A 14,790-nucleotide genomic window follows, 5' to 3' on the forward strand; every position below is an offset into this window, starting at 1 on the left:
TCATGCAATCAACGTTGGCGAACGTCGCTGGCAGCAAGCCCTGCAGCCATGTGCTCAAACGGAGCGCGCACCAAGCCAAGGCTATTGGTAGGAACGCCCTCTGAAACGAGACGCTCGCAGAGAACATCAGCGAGAAGAACCATGCTTCTCACCGTCGGACCGGTCGGCACACCCAAGCTTTTGTACGTATCGTCCAAGCCGTTGAGAACTCTTTCGTTCAGGATTGTGCTGTCTCCGGCGATCAAGGCATAACTGGCGTAACGCAAGAAATAATCCATATCGCGAAGACAGGCCGCAAGTCGCCTCGTGGTGTAGGCGTTGCCACCGGGAAGAAGCAATTCCGGATCCCCTTGAAACAGGCGCTGACTGGCTTCACGAACGAGATCGGCCGCTTCACGGTTGATCAACTCAACAGCCTTCAGCCTGATGGTGGATTCAGCCAGATAGTCCTCGATCCGGTCGATAGCAGAACGATCGAGGTAGCGGCCGAGCTGGTCGTACCGACCGATCAATCCGGTGATGGCATCGCGCATGCAGAACCCTGGCCACGTTGGCCGGAAGCTAACACCAGCCTCGTGCGTAAACGCTTCCAGCGCGTGGGATCCCGGGAACTTGACAGAAACGGTTACCAAGCTGGGAATCCGACCGGCCGAATTCCCATGACAGAAAAACTGTACTGATTGATACAAAACCTGGGCACAGCGATCCCTACGTTCGATGCGCTATTCCATAAATCACTGACGCCAATGGCTACCACTGCCCAGGACGTGCTCCGTCAGATCAAGGACGAAGGCATTGAGCTGATTGATCTCAAGTTCACCGACCTCCACGGCAAGTGGCAGCACCTCACCATCTGTTCTGATCTGCTGGAAGCAGAGTCATTCAATGAAGGACTTGCCTTTGATGGATCCTCCATCCGCGGATGGAAGAGCATCGATGCGTCGGATATGGCCATGGTTCCTGATCCGTCAACGGCCTGGATTGATCCGTTTTACAGCCACAAAACATTGAGCATGATCTGCTCGATTCAGGACCCGAGGACGGGCGATCCGTACGACCGCTGTCCCCGAGCACTGGCCCAAAGAGCATTGGCTTACTTGTCCAGCAGCGGCCTTGCTGATACGGCCTTTTTCGGGCCGGAACCGGAATTCTTCCTCTTTGACGACGTTCGCTACAACTCCAGTGAGGGTGGAAGCTTCTACAGCGTGGACACCATTGAAGCCGCCTGGAACACCGGACGGCTCGAAGAAGGCGGCAATCTTGGTTACAAAATCCAGCTGAAAGAGGGTTATTTCCCCGTTTCACCCAACGACACGGCACAGGACATCCGCTCCGAGATGCTGCTGTTAATGGCCCAACTGGGGATCCCCATCGAAAAGCACCACCACGAAGTGGCTGGTGCTGGACAGCACGAACTGGGCATGAAATTCGCCGAGCTGATTCAAGCCGCGGACAACACCATGACCTACAAATACGTTGTTCGAAACGTGGCAAAGAGATACGGCAAAACAGCCACGTTCATGCCGAAGCCGGTGTTCAACGACAACGGCAGCGGCATGCACGTTCATCAGAGCCTCTGGAAAGCCGGCCAACCTCTGTTCTTCGGCGAGGGCACTGATGCCAACCTGTCTCAAACGGCACGTTGGTATATCGGCGGAATTCTGAAGCACGCACCTTCGTTCCTGGCATTCACCAACCCCACGACCAACAGCTACAAGCGCTTGGTGCCGGGCTTCGAAGCTCCTGTCAATCTCGTTTATTCGGAGGGCAATCGCTCAGCAGCAGTGCGGATTCCTCTGACAGGACCCAACCCCAAGGCCAAGCGCCTTGAGTTCCGCTCTGGAGACGCACTGGCGAATCCCTACCTGGCCTTCTCAGCCATGATGATGGCGGGCATCGATGGCATCAAGAATCAGATCGACCCGGGGGCTCCCACCAATGTGGACCTGTTCGAGCTTTCTGCTGAGCGTTTGAGTGAGATCGCAACGGTGCCAGCGTCTCTTAATGGTGCCCTCGAGGCGCTAAACGCTGATCACCACTACCTCATGGAAGGTGGCGTGTTCACCAAGGACTTCATCGATAACTGGATCGACTTGAAGTACGAAGAGGTGCAGCAGCTCCGTCAGCGTCCTCACCCCCACGAATTCACCATGTACTACGACGCCTGAATCCAGGCATTAGCGGTGCCGCAGCTGAACCATGGCGCTGTCGTGGAGATGTTTTTCATGCATTCTTCGACGCGCCCAAATCGTCTGCTGAGCGGCGGCACTGCGCTGATCGATCCCCAGGTGACTTTCATGTTGCACTTGGGCTGCTTCTGCGCGAGCGACCTCCTGAGCATGGTGATCTGCCCAAGCCAGATACTCAGCAGCAGCTCGCTGTCGACGCTCCAGCACGTTGGTTGAGTACTGGATGCTTGGTGCTGTGGATTGCATTTGGTGAATCATCGCGACACTCTTGGCTCGATGATCTAATTCTGTAGCAACAGCTACATTTTTCCCTTCTTCTTCACAGATCTTTCTCTGGAAGTTCCAGTCACAGCCACGGCAAGCGCCTGGATCGACTGGAATGATTCAGCTTGATCAGGCTCTCCGCTATGGCGCCCAGCTTCACCGAGATTGCATATCGGACCCTTCAGCAGGGACGGAGCCTCGCGGGGTTGGTCCATAAGGAGCTGAGCACCAAAGTGATGGAGGTGGTGGCGCCGGACGTCGTCCCGCAGACGCAGCCCGTACCGGGCGAGATGATGGATGCTCTGAGGCAGTCGTTGAACACCCTTCACGACCGTGACTGGCTGGATGCCGAGCATGGGATCTATCCGCAGTCGCTTCTCTTTGATATTCCATGGCTGGACTGGGCAGAGCGCTACCCACGGGTATGGCTTGACCTTCCGTCCAACTGGGCACGTCGCAGAGCGAGAGACGTTCAAGATCTTCCGGATCTCTCGGATCGGGACCTCTATCCCGACTACTACCTCCAGAACTTTCACCATCAAACCGATGGTTATCTCTCGGACCATTCCGCTGAGCTCTACGACCTCCAGGTCGACATCCTGTTCAACGGAGCCGCTGATGCAATGCGCCGCAGGATCCTTCCATTCCTGCTGAATGGTCTGAAGCACTTCTCCAACCGCTCACAGGCGAACCTTCGCGTCCTCGATGTCGCCACAGGAACTGGACGAACGCTCCATCAGATCCGAGCTGCACTCCCCCAAGCGACGCTCGTCGGAGTCGATTTGTCTGAGGCCTACCTTCGTCAAGCCAATCGGTGGTTGAACCAAGGCCGCAGCAGCCTCGTTCAGCTTGTGCAAGGAAACGCCGAACGCATGCCTTTCGATCAGGGTGGATTTCAGGCGTTGACCTGCGTCTTTTTGATGCACGAGATGCCCGCTGATGCCAGGCAAGCCGTCCTACAGGACTGTTATCGACTTCTTGAACCTGGTGGGGTTTTGGTACTGGCCGACTCCGTTCAGTTGAAGGATTCCCCCCAGTTCGATGTGGCCATGGACAATTTTCGTCGGGTGTTTCACGAGCCTTATTACCGCAATTACATCAGTGATGACATCGATCAGCGGCTGGTGGACGCTGGTTTCTGCAATGTGCAGGCTGAATCTCACTTCATGGCACGCGTGTGGTGTGCCACCAAGCCGGACACCGCCACAAAGTGATTCCCTGACAGACAGCCTTGCTTCGGTGGTGGAACCCCATAAGGTGCAATCACTTGAAGGTCAGCCGATGACGAATCCTTTCAGGATCCGCTGGTTGCAAGGCTGGACTTTTCAGCTGGTGTTGATGGAAGGCAAGGTTCAAGTTGAAGCACATGGCTTCGGCATTTGTTTGCGAACAGCGGTTCACCCAGGCGAAAGTCCCCGGTCCGCCGCAGACCGCCTTGTCCTTGCGGAAGACCGTCGCCGCAGAGCCCTTCACCAGGCATGGATCAAAGGCCAGACGCTGGCTGACTGCAATGCATCTGATCTTCCTCCTCTCGATGGAGCTCTTCCAGAACCTCCCGATTCCCTGGTTGTCGTCCAGCAATCTCTCGTTGCTGCCTGAATCAACTTTGGCCTAACCACCAACCGATCAGGAGTCCCGGCCCGCCCCATCGCAGAGCCGTCCAGAAGCGTTGACCTCGTTCTCGAGTGAACAGCCAACGAAATCCCTCTGGGTCGGCGCCAACACACTGCTGGAGCAAGCGGCGCTGTTGCTTCCGTCGCCGGGATGCGCGATCAGATCGTTCCCAGTTTCGGGGCTGCAGTCCTGCTAACCGGCTCAAATGGTGAAGTGGCCGTTGATGAAATCGGTGAGGCTTGGCCACCGCCGCTACGCGTCGCCCATTCAGACTAGAAAGAGCTTCTCGCAGGAATCAGCGTTGACAGTGAATCTCTGGCCTGAGGGTGCTGTGGATCAAGCCAAGGCTTTGCATCAGTCACTCAGCATTGGTGACCGCGATTGGCACCGGTTGAAGTCGAATGCGGATCGTCGGGGAGCTGAGCTGCTTGCGGCAGCCATTACGCAGCTCCTCCAGAATGGAGAAAGGGGGGATGTGGAAGCGCTGACTGAACAGGCGCTGGGATGGATCAGACGAGAACTGAAAGATCCCGGCTGCCCGCACCGTTAACAGCGCTTGGAGATCGCCCAGGTCGGCGACAGGCCAGCTGCACCCTGTTACCGCGTGAGCTCCAGCGAATGTCATCAAAACATTGGTGCATCAGAAATAAGCCCCGTCCATGATTCGCATCCAACTGCTCAGGGAGGCAGGCGATGCGCGCTGGACCGGGCAGCCCATTGCCCTCATCTTGAATCTGCCAGATCAACCAGTTGGGAGTGAGGATCCGTCGAATGCGCAGACATTTGCCGGGGTCACCGGCATTGCCATGACGCACGGCATTGACGATGGCTTCCTGCAATCCAAGCTGCAACCTGCAAGAGGTTTCCTGGCAATCAACTGGCTCGAGAAGCAGCTCCAGGAGAGGGCTCAGCTGCAACGTTGACGGGAGGATGAAATCAGCCCACCGAAAGACAGGCAGATAGCGACTGAACATTCGGACTGATCCATCCTTCTTCGACCATAACGAGGGGAGAAGGCCCTGCCAAATACAAGGAGATGAAGGCCTTCCCAGGATTCAGATCCTGGGCTGAAGTCCAGGATGGGACAGCAACGCATCCATTAGACGGACGCCGCGAAGCTGATTGATTAATGGCATGTGCCCTTCCGGTGCATCCATGGACCACTGGAAAGCACCTGGATACCGCGTCCAAGTGCCGTCGAGCTTCCAGCCAATTCTCGGCCAGAGCCTGTCATATCGACCCTCCAGAGCTTTTAGCAAGCGTGCCTGAACCGTGAAGCCGAAGCGTCCCTGCGAGTAGGCGATCCAGAGACGATCCAGAGTGGTCAGGTCGAGTCCCTCCATGGGTGGCACCTCGCTGAAATACACGTAACCCCGCTTCACTGCCTGATCTCCCGCAAGCTCACGCAGCACGCAACTGGTCAGACGATCGGCTTCTTCGAAGTCTTCATCCAGCAACGCTCGCTGCATTGGGCTGTAATCGATACCTCGAGCCGAGGGAGTCTCGAACCAGCCATTGGATTCAACTATGGGAATTCGAGCTAGAGCGTCAGGTTGATGCCGGCGAAGAACTTGCAGAATCCAGCCAGCGGCCCAGTCATCCCCACTTGGCTCATAGGGCTTCAAAGCCTCAGCTGCAACGTCAGCCAAGGCATCGGCAGCCTTTTCCAAGGCAACAGCCGTCGCGCGACGCTGGCGTGCTGAGCCATTCGCGAAGCGGTCGAGGAGCTTGTCGATGCTGAGATCTTGAGCTGGAGTTCTTCCGGAGAGCATGACGTCCTGCCGGCTCGGCAGGTTCGACGTTGGCCCACTATGTCAGGCATGGGTATCACGACAGTAGTCAGTGTCGAGTCATTCCGTGAAGCGGAAGGTCCGCTGGTCGATGTTCGTACCCCCAGGGAGTTCGATCAGGGTCACTGGCCCGGGGCCATCAACATTCCTCTCTTCACGGACGCGCAGCGCCATGACGTCGGGCTCACGTACAAGCAGCAGGGTCGCCATGCGGCCATCCAACTCGGTTTAACCCTTTGCGGTCCTCGCCTAGGGGATCTATCGGAAGCCCTTTCCCGAAGTGCCGGGGGAGCAGCGCAACCCTTACGCCTCTACTGCTGGCGAGGCGGAATGCGCTCCAACAGCATGGCCTGGCTCGCTGGCTTAAGTGATCATCCGGTGTGCCTGCTTGAAGGCGGATACAAACGCTACCGGCAGTGGGTGCTGCAGAGCTTTGAGACGCCCTGGCCCCTCAAGGTGCTGGGAGGACGAACAGGCACAGGCAAAACAGACCTGCTTCTGGAGCTGGAACGCCGAAAGGTGGCAGTGGTGGATCTTGAGGGCCTCGCCCATCACCGCGGAAGTAGTTTCGGCAATCTCGGACTGCCGGAGCAACCAAGCACGGAGCATTACGAGAATCGACTGGCAGAAATACTGGATGGACATGCTCGCCGGAGAGCCTCGGAAATCTGGCTCGAAGCCGAAAGTGCCCAGGTTGGCCGCTGCAGGATTCCCAGGGCCCTGTTTCAGCAAATGCAAGTGGCCCCTGTTCTTGAGATCCGCCGCAGTGATCAGGAGCGAATCGATCGTCTCGTGGACGTCTACGCCGTGCACGACGCAAGCGCCTTGCGGGAAGCGACCGAGCGAATCCAGCGGCGGTTGGGGCCCCAGCGCACACGGGAAGCCCTTGAAGCCATCGATCAGCAGCGCTGGGCCGATGCCTGCATGGCGATGCTCGCTTACTACGACGGTTGCTACGACAGAGAGTTGGAACGCAATCCAGCGTCTTCAACGGTTGATCTTCAGGGAGTGGATCCCAAAGGAGCAGCCAAACTTCTGGTTGAACAAGGCATCGTCACTGCAATGGTCTGCTCTTAAGATCGCGTCTTGCGCGATAGATCGATCCATGGCAGACGGCGACAAGGCGGCGATTCAGTTCTTCCGCGGTACAGATGAGCCCGTTGTGCCTGATATCCGGCTCACCCGCAGCCGGGATGGACGTACAGGGCAGGCCACCTTCATCTTTGAGCAACCTGAGGCTCTGGCTCCAGAAACTCTCGGCAATATCGCTGGAATGTGGATGGTGGATGAGGAAGGTGAGATGGTGACCCGCGAGGTCAATGGCAAGTTCGTCAACGGCAAGCCATCGGCCCTGGAGGCCACCTACACCTGGAAAACAGAGCAGGATTTTGAACGCTTCATGCGTTTTGCTGAACGCTACGCCGAGACCAAAGGGCTGGGTTATTCGAATAACTCGGGTGACAATGAAGGCCCTAACGAAGCATCTGAAGGGTGAAATTTCAGCATTGGCTCGGTTTGGCGGCTTTGCTGGTTTCCGGGCTTCTGCTTTGGAGTTTGCGTGACGTTCTGATTCACCTCTTCGCTGGCGTTGTGTTGGCGATGGCTCTTTGCACCTTGGTGGGTGCCCTGCGTGAGCGCTGGTCTCTGCCGAGACCACTGGCACTTCTGGTGTGTTTGCTCGGGTTGGCGTCCTTGGTGGCGATCGCGGTGGCAGTGATTCTTCCTCCGTTCTTCAGCCAGTTTCAGCAGCTGCTGCTGCAACTCCCTGCTGCCGGAAGGGAACTGCAGCAGATCATCACCGGTTGGCTGAGTTCCGCATCGACCCTCGTCTACGGCCAGAACTCTCAACCAGCGATCAGGCCCTCAGATCTCTCCAACGGCCTCTCAGGACTCCCGAGCGGCCCCGCCCTGGCCTCAGGAGTCACCGGGAGTCTGAAGGGATTGCTTGGATTGGCAGGAAACGTCGGCAGCGGTCTCGTTCAGCTGTTGTTCGTGATTGCCGTGACCTTGATGGTCAGCATCCAGCCGATGGCCTACCGAGAGGTGGGGATTCAGTTGGTGCCCTCGTTCTATCGACGCAGAGCCAGAACCATCCTGCTCCAATGTGGAGATGCGCTCAGCAGCTGGATGATCGGTGTGCTGATTAGCTCGTTTTGCGTTGCAGTTCTTGCGGGTATCGGTCTCACGTTGCTGGGCGTGAAGCTTGTTGTCGCCAATGCACTCCTGGCAGGTCTGCTCAACGTGATCCCGAACGTGGGCCCCACTCTCAGCACGGTGTTTCCCATGTCGGTTGCCCTCGTGGATGCCCCTTGGAAAGCGCTCGCAGTTCTGGTTCTCTATGTGGTGATTCAGAACGTTGAAAGTTATGTGATCACCCCTTCAGTGATGCAGCACCAGGTGAACCTGCTTCCTGGTCTCACGCTGACCGCTCAATTCATTTTCACAGTGCTGTTCGGCCCATTGGGCCTGTTGATGGCTCTGCCACTTGCCGTTGTGCTGCAGGTGCTGATCCGGGAAATCGTGATTCACGACCTTCTCGACCCCTGGAAGAAGCGACGGCTCAACGCATGAATCCACGCAATCTTCTAGCTGCTCTGACTCTGGTGGTGTTGACGCTGCTGGTTTGGCAGTTGCGTTGGGTTTTGTTGGTCTTGTTTGGTGCTGTCGTCTTGGCCGTCGCCCTGGACGTACCGGTGCAGGGCTTGATCGATCGCTTCAAGATCCAGCGGTTCCTGGCACTCCTCGTTGTCGTGGTGCTGCTGATCGTTGGTGGCCTGGGAGTGATCCGCTTGCTGCTTCCAGAGCTGATTACGCAGTTCGGTCAGCTCACGTCCCTTTTGCCGAGCCTTCTAGGGAAAGTTCGAACGATTCTGGCCAGCCAGCCCCAGCTTGCGGAATTAAATCAAACCATTCCTGATCAGTTCAGCTGGGACAAAGTTCAACCTGTGGGAACTCAGCTGCTGGGATTTGCCGGTGGAGCTGCCAACGGCTTCATTCAGGTTCTGCTGATGAGCCTTCTCGCTGTTCTCCTCGCTCTCGATCCGCAAGCCCATCGCCGCATGGTGATCGCAGCAACACCGAGACCTGCAAGGGCCGCAATGGCAGAAGTACTCGACTCCTGCAGGGCGGCTCTCGGAGGCTGGCTTGCCGGCATGACACTATCGGCGATCGCAGTCTTCCTTCTCACCTGGGCCGGTCTCGCGGCTCTGCGAGTTCCGTTGGCTTTGCTGAGTGCCTTGATCTGTGGTGTGCTTACTTTCGTCCCCACAATCGGTCCAACAGCGGCCACTCTGCTCCCCCTGGGGATCGCCCTGCTGATCTCCCCGGCGTTGATGGTGCAGGTGCTGGCGCTTCGTTTGGTGATTCAGAACCTGGAGGCTTTCCTGCTAACGCCTCTCCTTTTGCGTCGAACAGTGAATCTGTTGCCCACAGTGGCACTGACATCCCAGCTCAGCCTGGGGGCATTGCTGGGTCTTCCTGGCGTGCTGTTAGCGCTCCCTCTCGTTGTGGTGCTTCAAGTTGGAATGGAGCAGGTCGTGGTTCAGCGCATCATGGACCGTTGGACCTAGCTATCCAACGACGAAGCGACCTGCACGGGGGTGCAATCGCAGCTATTTCTCGCTGTAGTCCTCCAATTGCCGTTTTTGATCGTTGAGCTGGCGCAATCTCTCGAGGTGCTGCTCGTGCTCGCCGCTGCTCCAATGCTGCGGAAACGCAACGCGAGCTTGAAGTTCTGAGATTTCGTTATTGAGTTCTCTCGCTGGGTCCTCGGACCAAAGTTCATCCCTACTGTGGTCCATCGCCCAGGCGATCGCCCAACGCGATCAGCCGCCGTACTGCCAACCCGTTGTCCCCAGCTCGAGAGCAGGTGCATCGCGATGCAGCGTGGAGGATTTCACTTCCCCGATGAACACCGTGTGATCACCGTGAGCGAGCTGGCCAACCAGCTCACACTCCACGCCCCCAAGACCATCCTTAAGAATCGGTAAGCCGAGAGGACCCAGGTCATAGGGTGCTGCTTCAAAACGGCCACCCACAGCTGCCTGGGGCTTGAAAAACACAGCAGCCAGATCCTTCTGATCGCTGGCCAGCACGTTGAGAGAAAAACGGCCTGTGCGCCGGATCATTCCATTGCTGGTGCTGTCAGCTTTCACAGCCATCACCACAAGGGGTGGCTCAAAGGAACCCTGGGTGACCCAGCTTGCTGTGAATCCATTGACCACATCACCTTCGGCGACTCCGCAGATAAAGAGTCCATGGGGAATTTTGCGCAACAGCGTTTTCTTGGCTTCGAGATCAAGAGTCATCAATGCCCCTCCGTACTGTCTGTATCCACCCTAGATGCAGCAAATTCTCTGTTGGACGGCTGAGGGGGTAATAACCGCCATTGAACTGCTAGCTTTCCGCTTCGCTTTGGCTTTCGAGTTGGAGAGGCCCTCCTCCCTGGTTGTATTCGCGACGGTGGCCGGAAGCGGCGTCATTGGGCTTCTTCTCTACGCAGGTCTTTTTTACGCCAATGCCCGGCGCTCAACATCTGCACCGGAGGCTGAAGCAATCCTCCCTACCTATCCCTCAAAAGAAGCAGCCCAGGCCGCATCCGAACGCTGGATCAGAGACGGTGGTGAATTCAGTGTGAGTACGACGCGACGCACCCGACGGTCTGTGCCCCTAAGCAAGCAGGAGCGGCTCAAATTGGAAATGCTCGCCGATGAGCGCCGTCGTGCTCAAATCGAGACGGACTATGCCGAATGTTTGGATTTAGCGGAGAACGACCTGGCCAAAGAACTCTGCTCGTTCCAGCAGAGCAGCGAACAGCCACAAGGGCAAAAAGCTCGGAATGACGAAGCCAAGATCCCAAAAACCAAAGTGATTGACGATGTTGACGTTGTCGTCAGCAAACAACCTCGGAGATCGTGCAACGTTGTTGAGGATTACCGTCGACTCAATTGTGTCGAACTTGCGATCAATCGCGATGAAGTGATTAACGAGTCCCAGCGAGATTCCCTGGACATCAAAAGTTACAAACAATTCAGGTATTAGTTATCTAGAGCAGAGAAAATCAAGCTGCTTTGATCGAATGATCAAACTTTGACTCGTCTGCGTCGATAATGAGTCCAGAGAGAAGGTTGCAGCATCAGCACAACTACCGCGAGTGTGTGCTGACGGAAGGTGTACATGAGCGCTGTCAGCGTGATGTGATCCAACAAAAGGCGAAGTTCTGTTCGTAAATCCAAGAACGCCAAGATCAAAAGCAACAGCGGCACCCACTGTTGAGAGCTCTTTCTCGGGACTGTTTTCACTTCAGGCACTGGCCTGAGCACCGCTACGACTCGGCCAGAGGCTGAGCAGCGAGGGGGCCAACGCGATGCTGGACCAGCTCCCTACAACAACGCCAAGAGCCAGAGCGACGGCAAACCAATACAACGTTGATCCGCCAAAGAGAATGAGCGCAATCAAAGGGAGCAGGGTGGTCCCGCTTGTGTACAACGTGCGCGTCAACGTTGCGGAAACGGCTCGATCAACTTGCACTGTGAGAGGAAGATCATCGTCCTCCCGTTGACGTTCACGAATGCGGTCGAACACCACCACAGTGTCGTTGACCGAATAGCCCGCAATTGTGAGAAGAGCAACGGCAAACAGGCTGTCGACCTCAAGCCCCGTGAGCAAACCGAGCCAAGCAAACACACCGCAAACGATCACAATGTCGTGAGCGAGTGCCACAAGAGCCAGAAACGCAAAGCGGCGGTCGTAGCGGAGAGTGATATACAGAGCAATTCCTGTGAAAGCAACCAGTAGAGAAATCAAGCTGCTGCGCAGCAACTGAACACCAAGACTCGGTCCAATCGTGTCGACCGACTGACCTCCAGACTCAAGGGGACCAGCAACCGGTTCCAGGGCCTGAATCACAGACTGTCCCTGCGATGCCGTTAAAGCTGGCATGCGCAGAACAACCGACTGCCCACGATCGAGAAGCTGAACCCTGGCAGCATCCAGATTCGGAGCTCTTCGATCGGATTCGACGGGGAGTTGGATGGCGGCCAGAGTTTTTTCGATGGTGCTGACGCTCAGTTCAGGACAAGACTCAGCACAGCGACGTTCCAACTGGATCTTGGTTCCGCCAGTGAAATCAAGGCCAGGCCTGAGCGGAGAGCGAATCTGGGGGTTGGTCCAGCTCATGACAATGCCGCTCAGGCTGAACAGGAGCACGACCACAGAGATCAACCAAACCTGACGCCTGCGGCTCGTGAGTGGCAAACGGAGAGAACGGTCTTGATCGGAATTGGAGATAGCCATGGCTCAGGCGGCAGACGAGGGAAGTTGCCCGGCGGGCAGAAAATTGGTTGGTCTGCGCAGGCCCTGATAACTCATCAGGAAACGCAGCAGAGTGCGCGTGCAAGTGAGGGCAGTGAACAGGCTGAGGACAACGCCAATACCGAGGGTGGCCGCAAAGCCTTTGACCAGACCTGTACCAAGGAAAAAGAGAGCTCCACAACTGATCAGGGTGGTGAGGTGTCCATCAAGAATTGAGGAAATGGCTTCTTTGAAACCGTTTTCGATCGAACGGATCAAGGTATTGCCACGACGCAACTCATCCTTAATACGCTCAAAAATCAAAACGTTGGCGTCCACTGCCATTCCGATGCTGAGGATGAAACCCGCGATCCCCGGCAATGTGAGTGTGACGGGGATCAGGGCGTACGCCGCCAGATTGAACAGGGCGTAAAGGCCTAGAGCCATCACCGCCACAATGCCGGCAAGGCGGTACGTCACCACCATGAACACGCCGACCAGCACTAGGCCAGACAAAGCCGCAATCAAGCTACGACGGACGTTTTCTGCCCCAAGCGTTGGACCGATGGTGCGGACCTCAAGGATCTCAACGGGGAGAGGCAACGATCCACCCCGGAGCTGAACCTCGAGATCTCTGGCTTCTTCAGCGGTGAAATTACCGGTGATCGTGGCGGCTCCGCCAGCGATACCAGCAGCCTTGAATTCAGGTCCCACACTCGCTTCACTAATCGGTCTGCCATCGAGGACGATGCCGAGAAGCCGATCGGTTCCGGCGATGGATTGGGTGAGCTTGGCGAAGCGATCTCCGCCTTCAGCATTGAACCCCAAGGTGACCTCCCAACCGGAAGAATTCTGGCGTTGCTGGCGACCGGCAGTCACCAGATCTTTGCCGGTGAGAGCAGCTGGTTCGAAACGATCAACGATCTCAGCATTGGTGCGCTCGAGCAGCTGCTCGAGCTGCTCTTGTTCACTATTGGCGTTTCCGTCGAGGCCAAGGGCCTCTTGAACCTTGGCCAAGTCCTCCGGATTCATAGAGGCGTCATCGTCGTCGGAGCTCCCTGCTTTGGCAGCCAAAACACTTTTCAACTGAGCACGGAGCTGCAGAAGGCTGCGCATCTCCTCTTCAGTGCCGGGTTTCTGCGCTCTGAATTCGAGCAACGCCGTGCTGCCGAGAACGCGAGCAGCACGACTTGGATCGGTCACACCCGGAAGCTGAAGAAGCAGTTGGTCATCCCCGACGGTCTGCAAGGTGGATTCAGCCACACCCAGCCCGTTGACACGACGCTCCAGAACGAGCTTCACAGCATCAAGCTGATCAGGTTTGATCGCGGTGATCGCACCTGCTGGCTGCACTTCGAGGGTGAGTTGACTGCCGCCGCGCAAATCAAGGCCGAGCTGCAGAGGAAAGCTGGAAAGAACAGACGCTGCAGCGATCGTCAGCGCGAGGATGAGGGCAAACCAGCCCTGTTGACGGGCCATTGATCAGAGCCCCTGACGAACGATGGTCTGGGCAGCTTCGACAATCTGATGAGGCTGAATGATCGTCAGGTTCTCAAGATTGCCGTTGTACGGCGTTGGGATGTCTTGGCTGGAGAGGCGGATCGGTCGTGCGTCAAGTTCGTCGAAACAGTGCTCAGTGATCAGCGCAATCAACTCGGCTCCGATACCGCCAGTCTTCATGCATTCCTCGACCACGATCACGCGATGGGTCTTGCGAATCGACCGGGCAATCGTCTCCATGTCGAACGGCTTCAAGCTGATCAGATCAATCAGCTCCGCATTGATCCCGTCGGCCTCAAGCTGTTCCACAGCCTTCAGGCAATGGTGACGCATGCGTGAGTACGTGAGAATCGTGACGTCGCCACCTTCCTTCACAAGGTCGGCCTGATCAAGGGCGCAGGTGAAATCCCCCTCTGGGAGCTCCTCGCTGAGGTTGTAGAGCAGGACGTGCTCAAAAAACAGCACAGGGTTGTTGTCGCGAATCGCAGCTTTCATCAACCCCTTGGCGTTGGTCGGGGTGCTGCAAGCCACAATCTTGATGCCTGGCACGGCGTGGAAATAAGCCTCAAGTCGTTGACTGTGCTCGGCTCCAAGCTGGCGACCGACACCTCCCGGCCCCCGAACCACGGTAGGGATCGTGAAATTGCCACCACTGGTGTAGCGGAGCATCCCCATGTTGTTGGAAATTTGGTTGAAGGCCAGGAGGAGAAACCCCATGTTCATGCCTTCCACAATGGGCCGAAGCCCCGTCATGGCAGCGCCGACGGCCATTCCTGTGAAACTGTTTTCGGCAATCGGTGTGTCCAACACGCGAAGTTCGCCGTACTTCTCGTACAGATCCTTGGTGACTTTGTAGGACCCGCCGTACTGGCCAACGTCCTCACCCATGACGCAGACATGGGGATCTCGAGCCATTTCTTCATCAATGGCTTCACGAAGTGCGTTGAAGAGAAGCGTCCCTGCCACGGCGTTGCTGCAATCCCGGCCATGCCGGCGTCAGCGGCCAAGCTATCTCAGCCCAGGCAACTTCAGCCCCCAGCCGCAAAAGTAGCCAGCAGAAGCACAGAGAGAAGCAGCCCGGGGGACAGCAGCAAAATCAGCTGGCCAAGATCATGAAGGGTCATCAAGAGACCATTTCTTCT

The 14,790-nt window shown here is 56.8% G+C and carries 17 protein-coding genes; 9 read left to right on the top strand and 8 right to left on the bottom strand.

What is annotated here, in order from left to right:
* Positions 1–8: 8 nt before the first annotated feature.
* Entirely contained in the window at positions 9–533 is a 525-nt protein-coding gene (locus tag SynPROS71_RS07325) for an allophycocyanin subunit beta (RefSeq protein WP_186594192.1), read from the bottom strand.
* A gap of 213 nt (positions 534–746) precedes the next feature.
* Between SynPROS71_RS07325 and glnA the strand changes: the two genes are divergently transcribed.
* The gene (glnA, locus tag SynPROS71_RS07330) at positions 747–2,168 is read left to right on the top strand and encodes a type I glutamate--ammonia ligase (protein ID WP_186594194.1); all 1,422 of its coding nucleotides are present in this window, start codon (positions 747–749) and stop codon (positions 2,166–2,168) included.
* A 9-nt stretch (positions 2,169–2,177) separates the two neighbouring features.
* Here glnA and SynPROS71_RS07335 read toward each other — a convergent pair whose 3' ends face one another.
* Positions 2,178–2,435, bottom strand: coding sequence for a hypothetical protein (locus SynPROS71_RS07335; protein WP_255442037.1), 258 nt, complete (start codon positions 2,433–2,435; stop codon positions 2,178–2,180).
* Between the two features lie 161 nt (positions 2,436–2,596).
* On the opposite strand from SynPROS71_RS07335, the gene SynPROS71_RS07340 reads away from it, so the two are divergent.
* The 3 genes from SynPROS71_RS07340 (at position 2,597) to SynPROS71_RS13790 (ending at position 4,617) form a co-directional block, all read left to right on the top strand.
* Positions 2,597–3,667, top strand: a complete 1,071-nt coding sequence (locus SynPROS71_RS07340) for a class I SAM-dependent methyltransferase (RefSeq protein ID WP_186594198.1) — start codon at positions 2,597–2,599, stop codon at positions 3,665–3,667.
* Between the two features lie 67 nt (positions 3,668–3,734).
* Positions 3,735–4,052: a copper-binding protein gene (locus SynPROS71_RS07345; protein WP_186594200.1), complete on the top strand. Its 318-nt coding sequence runs from the start codon at positions 3,735–3,737 to the stop codon at positions 4,050–4,052.
* Between the two features lie 316 nt (positions 4,053–4,368).
* Positions 4,369–4,617 carry a DUF6439 family protein gene (locus tag SynPROS71_RS13790; protein WP_222929526.1) on the top strand — a complete coding sequence of 83 codons (249 nt, stop codon included), beginning with the start codon at positions 4,369–4,371 and terminating at the stop codon, positions 4,615–4,617.
* Here SynPROS71_RS13790 and SynPROS71_RS07355 read toward each other — a convergent pair.
* Positions 4,577–5,041, bottom strand: a complete 465-nt coding sequence (locus tag SynPROS71_RS07355; protein WP_186594202.1) for an ATP-binding protein — start codon at positions 5,039–5,041, stop codon at positions 4,577–4,579. The two genes, SynPROS71_RS13790 and SynPROS71_RS07355, sit on opposite strands and share 41 nt — an antisense overlap.
* An 81-nt stretch (positions 5,042–5,122) precedes the next feature.
* Positions 5,123–5,839 (bottom strand): GUN4 domain-containing protein, encoded by a 717-nt coding sequence (locus SynPROS71_RS07360; protein ID WP_186594204.1) that lies wholly within the window; start codon positions 5,837–5,839, stop codon positions 5,123–5,125.
* Positions 5,840–5,878: 39 nt separating this feature from the next.
* Between SynPROS71_RS07360 and mnmH the strand changes: the two genes are divergently transcribed.
* The 4 genes from mnmH to SynPROS71_RS07380 are packed head-to-tail and all read left to right on the top strand — an operon-like array spanning position 5,879 to position 9,426.
* Complete coding sequence (gene mnmH, locus SynPROS71_RS07365) at positions 5,879–6,934, top strand: tRNA 2-selenouridine(34) synthase MnmH (protein ID WP_186594206.1); 1,056 nt, start codon at positions 5,879–5,881, stop codon at positions 6,932–6,934.
* Between the two features lie 28 nt (positions 6,935–6,962).
* The gene (gene psb28 / locus SynPROS71_RS07370; protein ID WP_186594208.1) at positions 6,963–7,352 is read left to right on the top strand and encodes a photosystem II reaction center protein Psb28; all 390 of its coding nucleotides are present in this window, start codon (positions 6,963–6,965) and stop codon (positions 7,350–7,352) included.
* A complete protein-coding gene (locus SynPROS71_RS07375; protein WP_186594210.1) occupies positions 7,349–8,428 on the top strand; it encodes an AI-2E family transporter in 1,080 nt (359 codons plus the stop codon). The genes psb28 and SynPROS71_RS07375 overlap by 4 nt, the downstream gene beginning before the upstream one ends.
* Positions 8,425–9,426, top strand: a complete 1,002-nt coding sequence (locus tag SynPROS71_RS07380; RefSeq protein WP_186594212.1) for an AI-2E family transporter — start codon at positions 8,425–8,427, stop codon at positions 9,424–9,426. The genes SynPROS71_RS07375 and SynPROS71_RS07380 overlap by 4 nt, the downstream gene beginning before the upstream one ends.
* A gap of 255 nt (positions 9,427–9,681) precedes the next feature.
* Here the strand turns inward: SynPROS71_RS07380 and SynPROS71_RS07385 are convergent, their stop codons facing one another.
* The gene (locus SynPROS71_RS07385; RefSeq protein WP_186594214.1) at positions 9,682–10,164 is read right to left on the bottom strand and encodes a flavin reductase family protein; all 483 of its coding nucleotides are present in this window, start codon (positions 10,162–10,164) and stop codon (positions 9,682–9,684) included.
* 34 nt (positions 10,165–10,198) lie between these two features.
* Between SynPROS71_RS07385 and SynPROS71_RS07390 the strand changes: the two genes are divergently transcribed.
* Entirely contained in the window at positions 10,199–10,897 is a 699-nt protein-coding gene (locus tag SynPROS71_RS07390) for a hypothetical protein (protein WP_255442038.1), read from the top strand.
* Positions 10,898–11,158: 261 nt separating this feature from the next.
* On the opposite strand, the gene secF is transcribed toward SynPROS71_RS07390, so the two are convergent.
* The 3 genes from secF to SynPROS71_RS07405 are packed head-to-tail and all read right to left on the bottom strand — an operon-like array spanning position 11,159 to position 14,614.
* Complete coding sequence (secF, locus tag SynPROS71_RS07395) at positions 11,159–12,151, bottom strand: protein translocase subunit SecF (RefSeq protein WP_186594216.1); 993 nt, start codon at positions 12,149–12,151, stop codon at positions 11,159–11,161.
* A 3-nt stretch (positions 12,152–12,154) separates the two neighbouring features.
* Positions 12,155–13,627, bottom strand: coding sequence for a protein translocase subunit SecD (secD, locus tag SynPROS71_RS07400; protein WP_186594217.1), 1,473 nt, complete (start codon positions 13,625–13,627; stop codon positions 12,155–12,157).
* A 3-nt stretch (positions 13,628–13,630) separates the two neighbouring features.
* Positions 13,631–14,614: a pyruvate dehydrogenase complex E1 component subunit beta gene (locus tag SynPROS71_RS07405; protein ID WP_186594218.1), complete on the bottom strand. Its 984-nt coding sequence runs from the start codon at positions 14,612–14,614 to the stop codon at positions 13,631–13,633.
* Positions 14,615–14,790 lie beyond the last annotated feature (176 nt).

The organism is Synechococcus sp. PROS-7-1 (assembly GCF_014279795.1).
Lineage (GTDB): Bacteria > Cyanobacteriota > Cyanobacteriia > PCC-6307 > Cyanobiaceae > Synechococcus_C.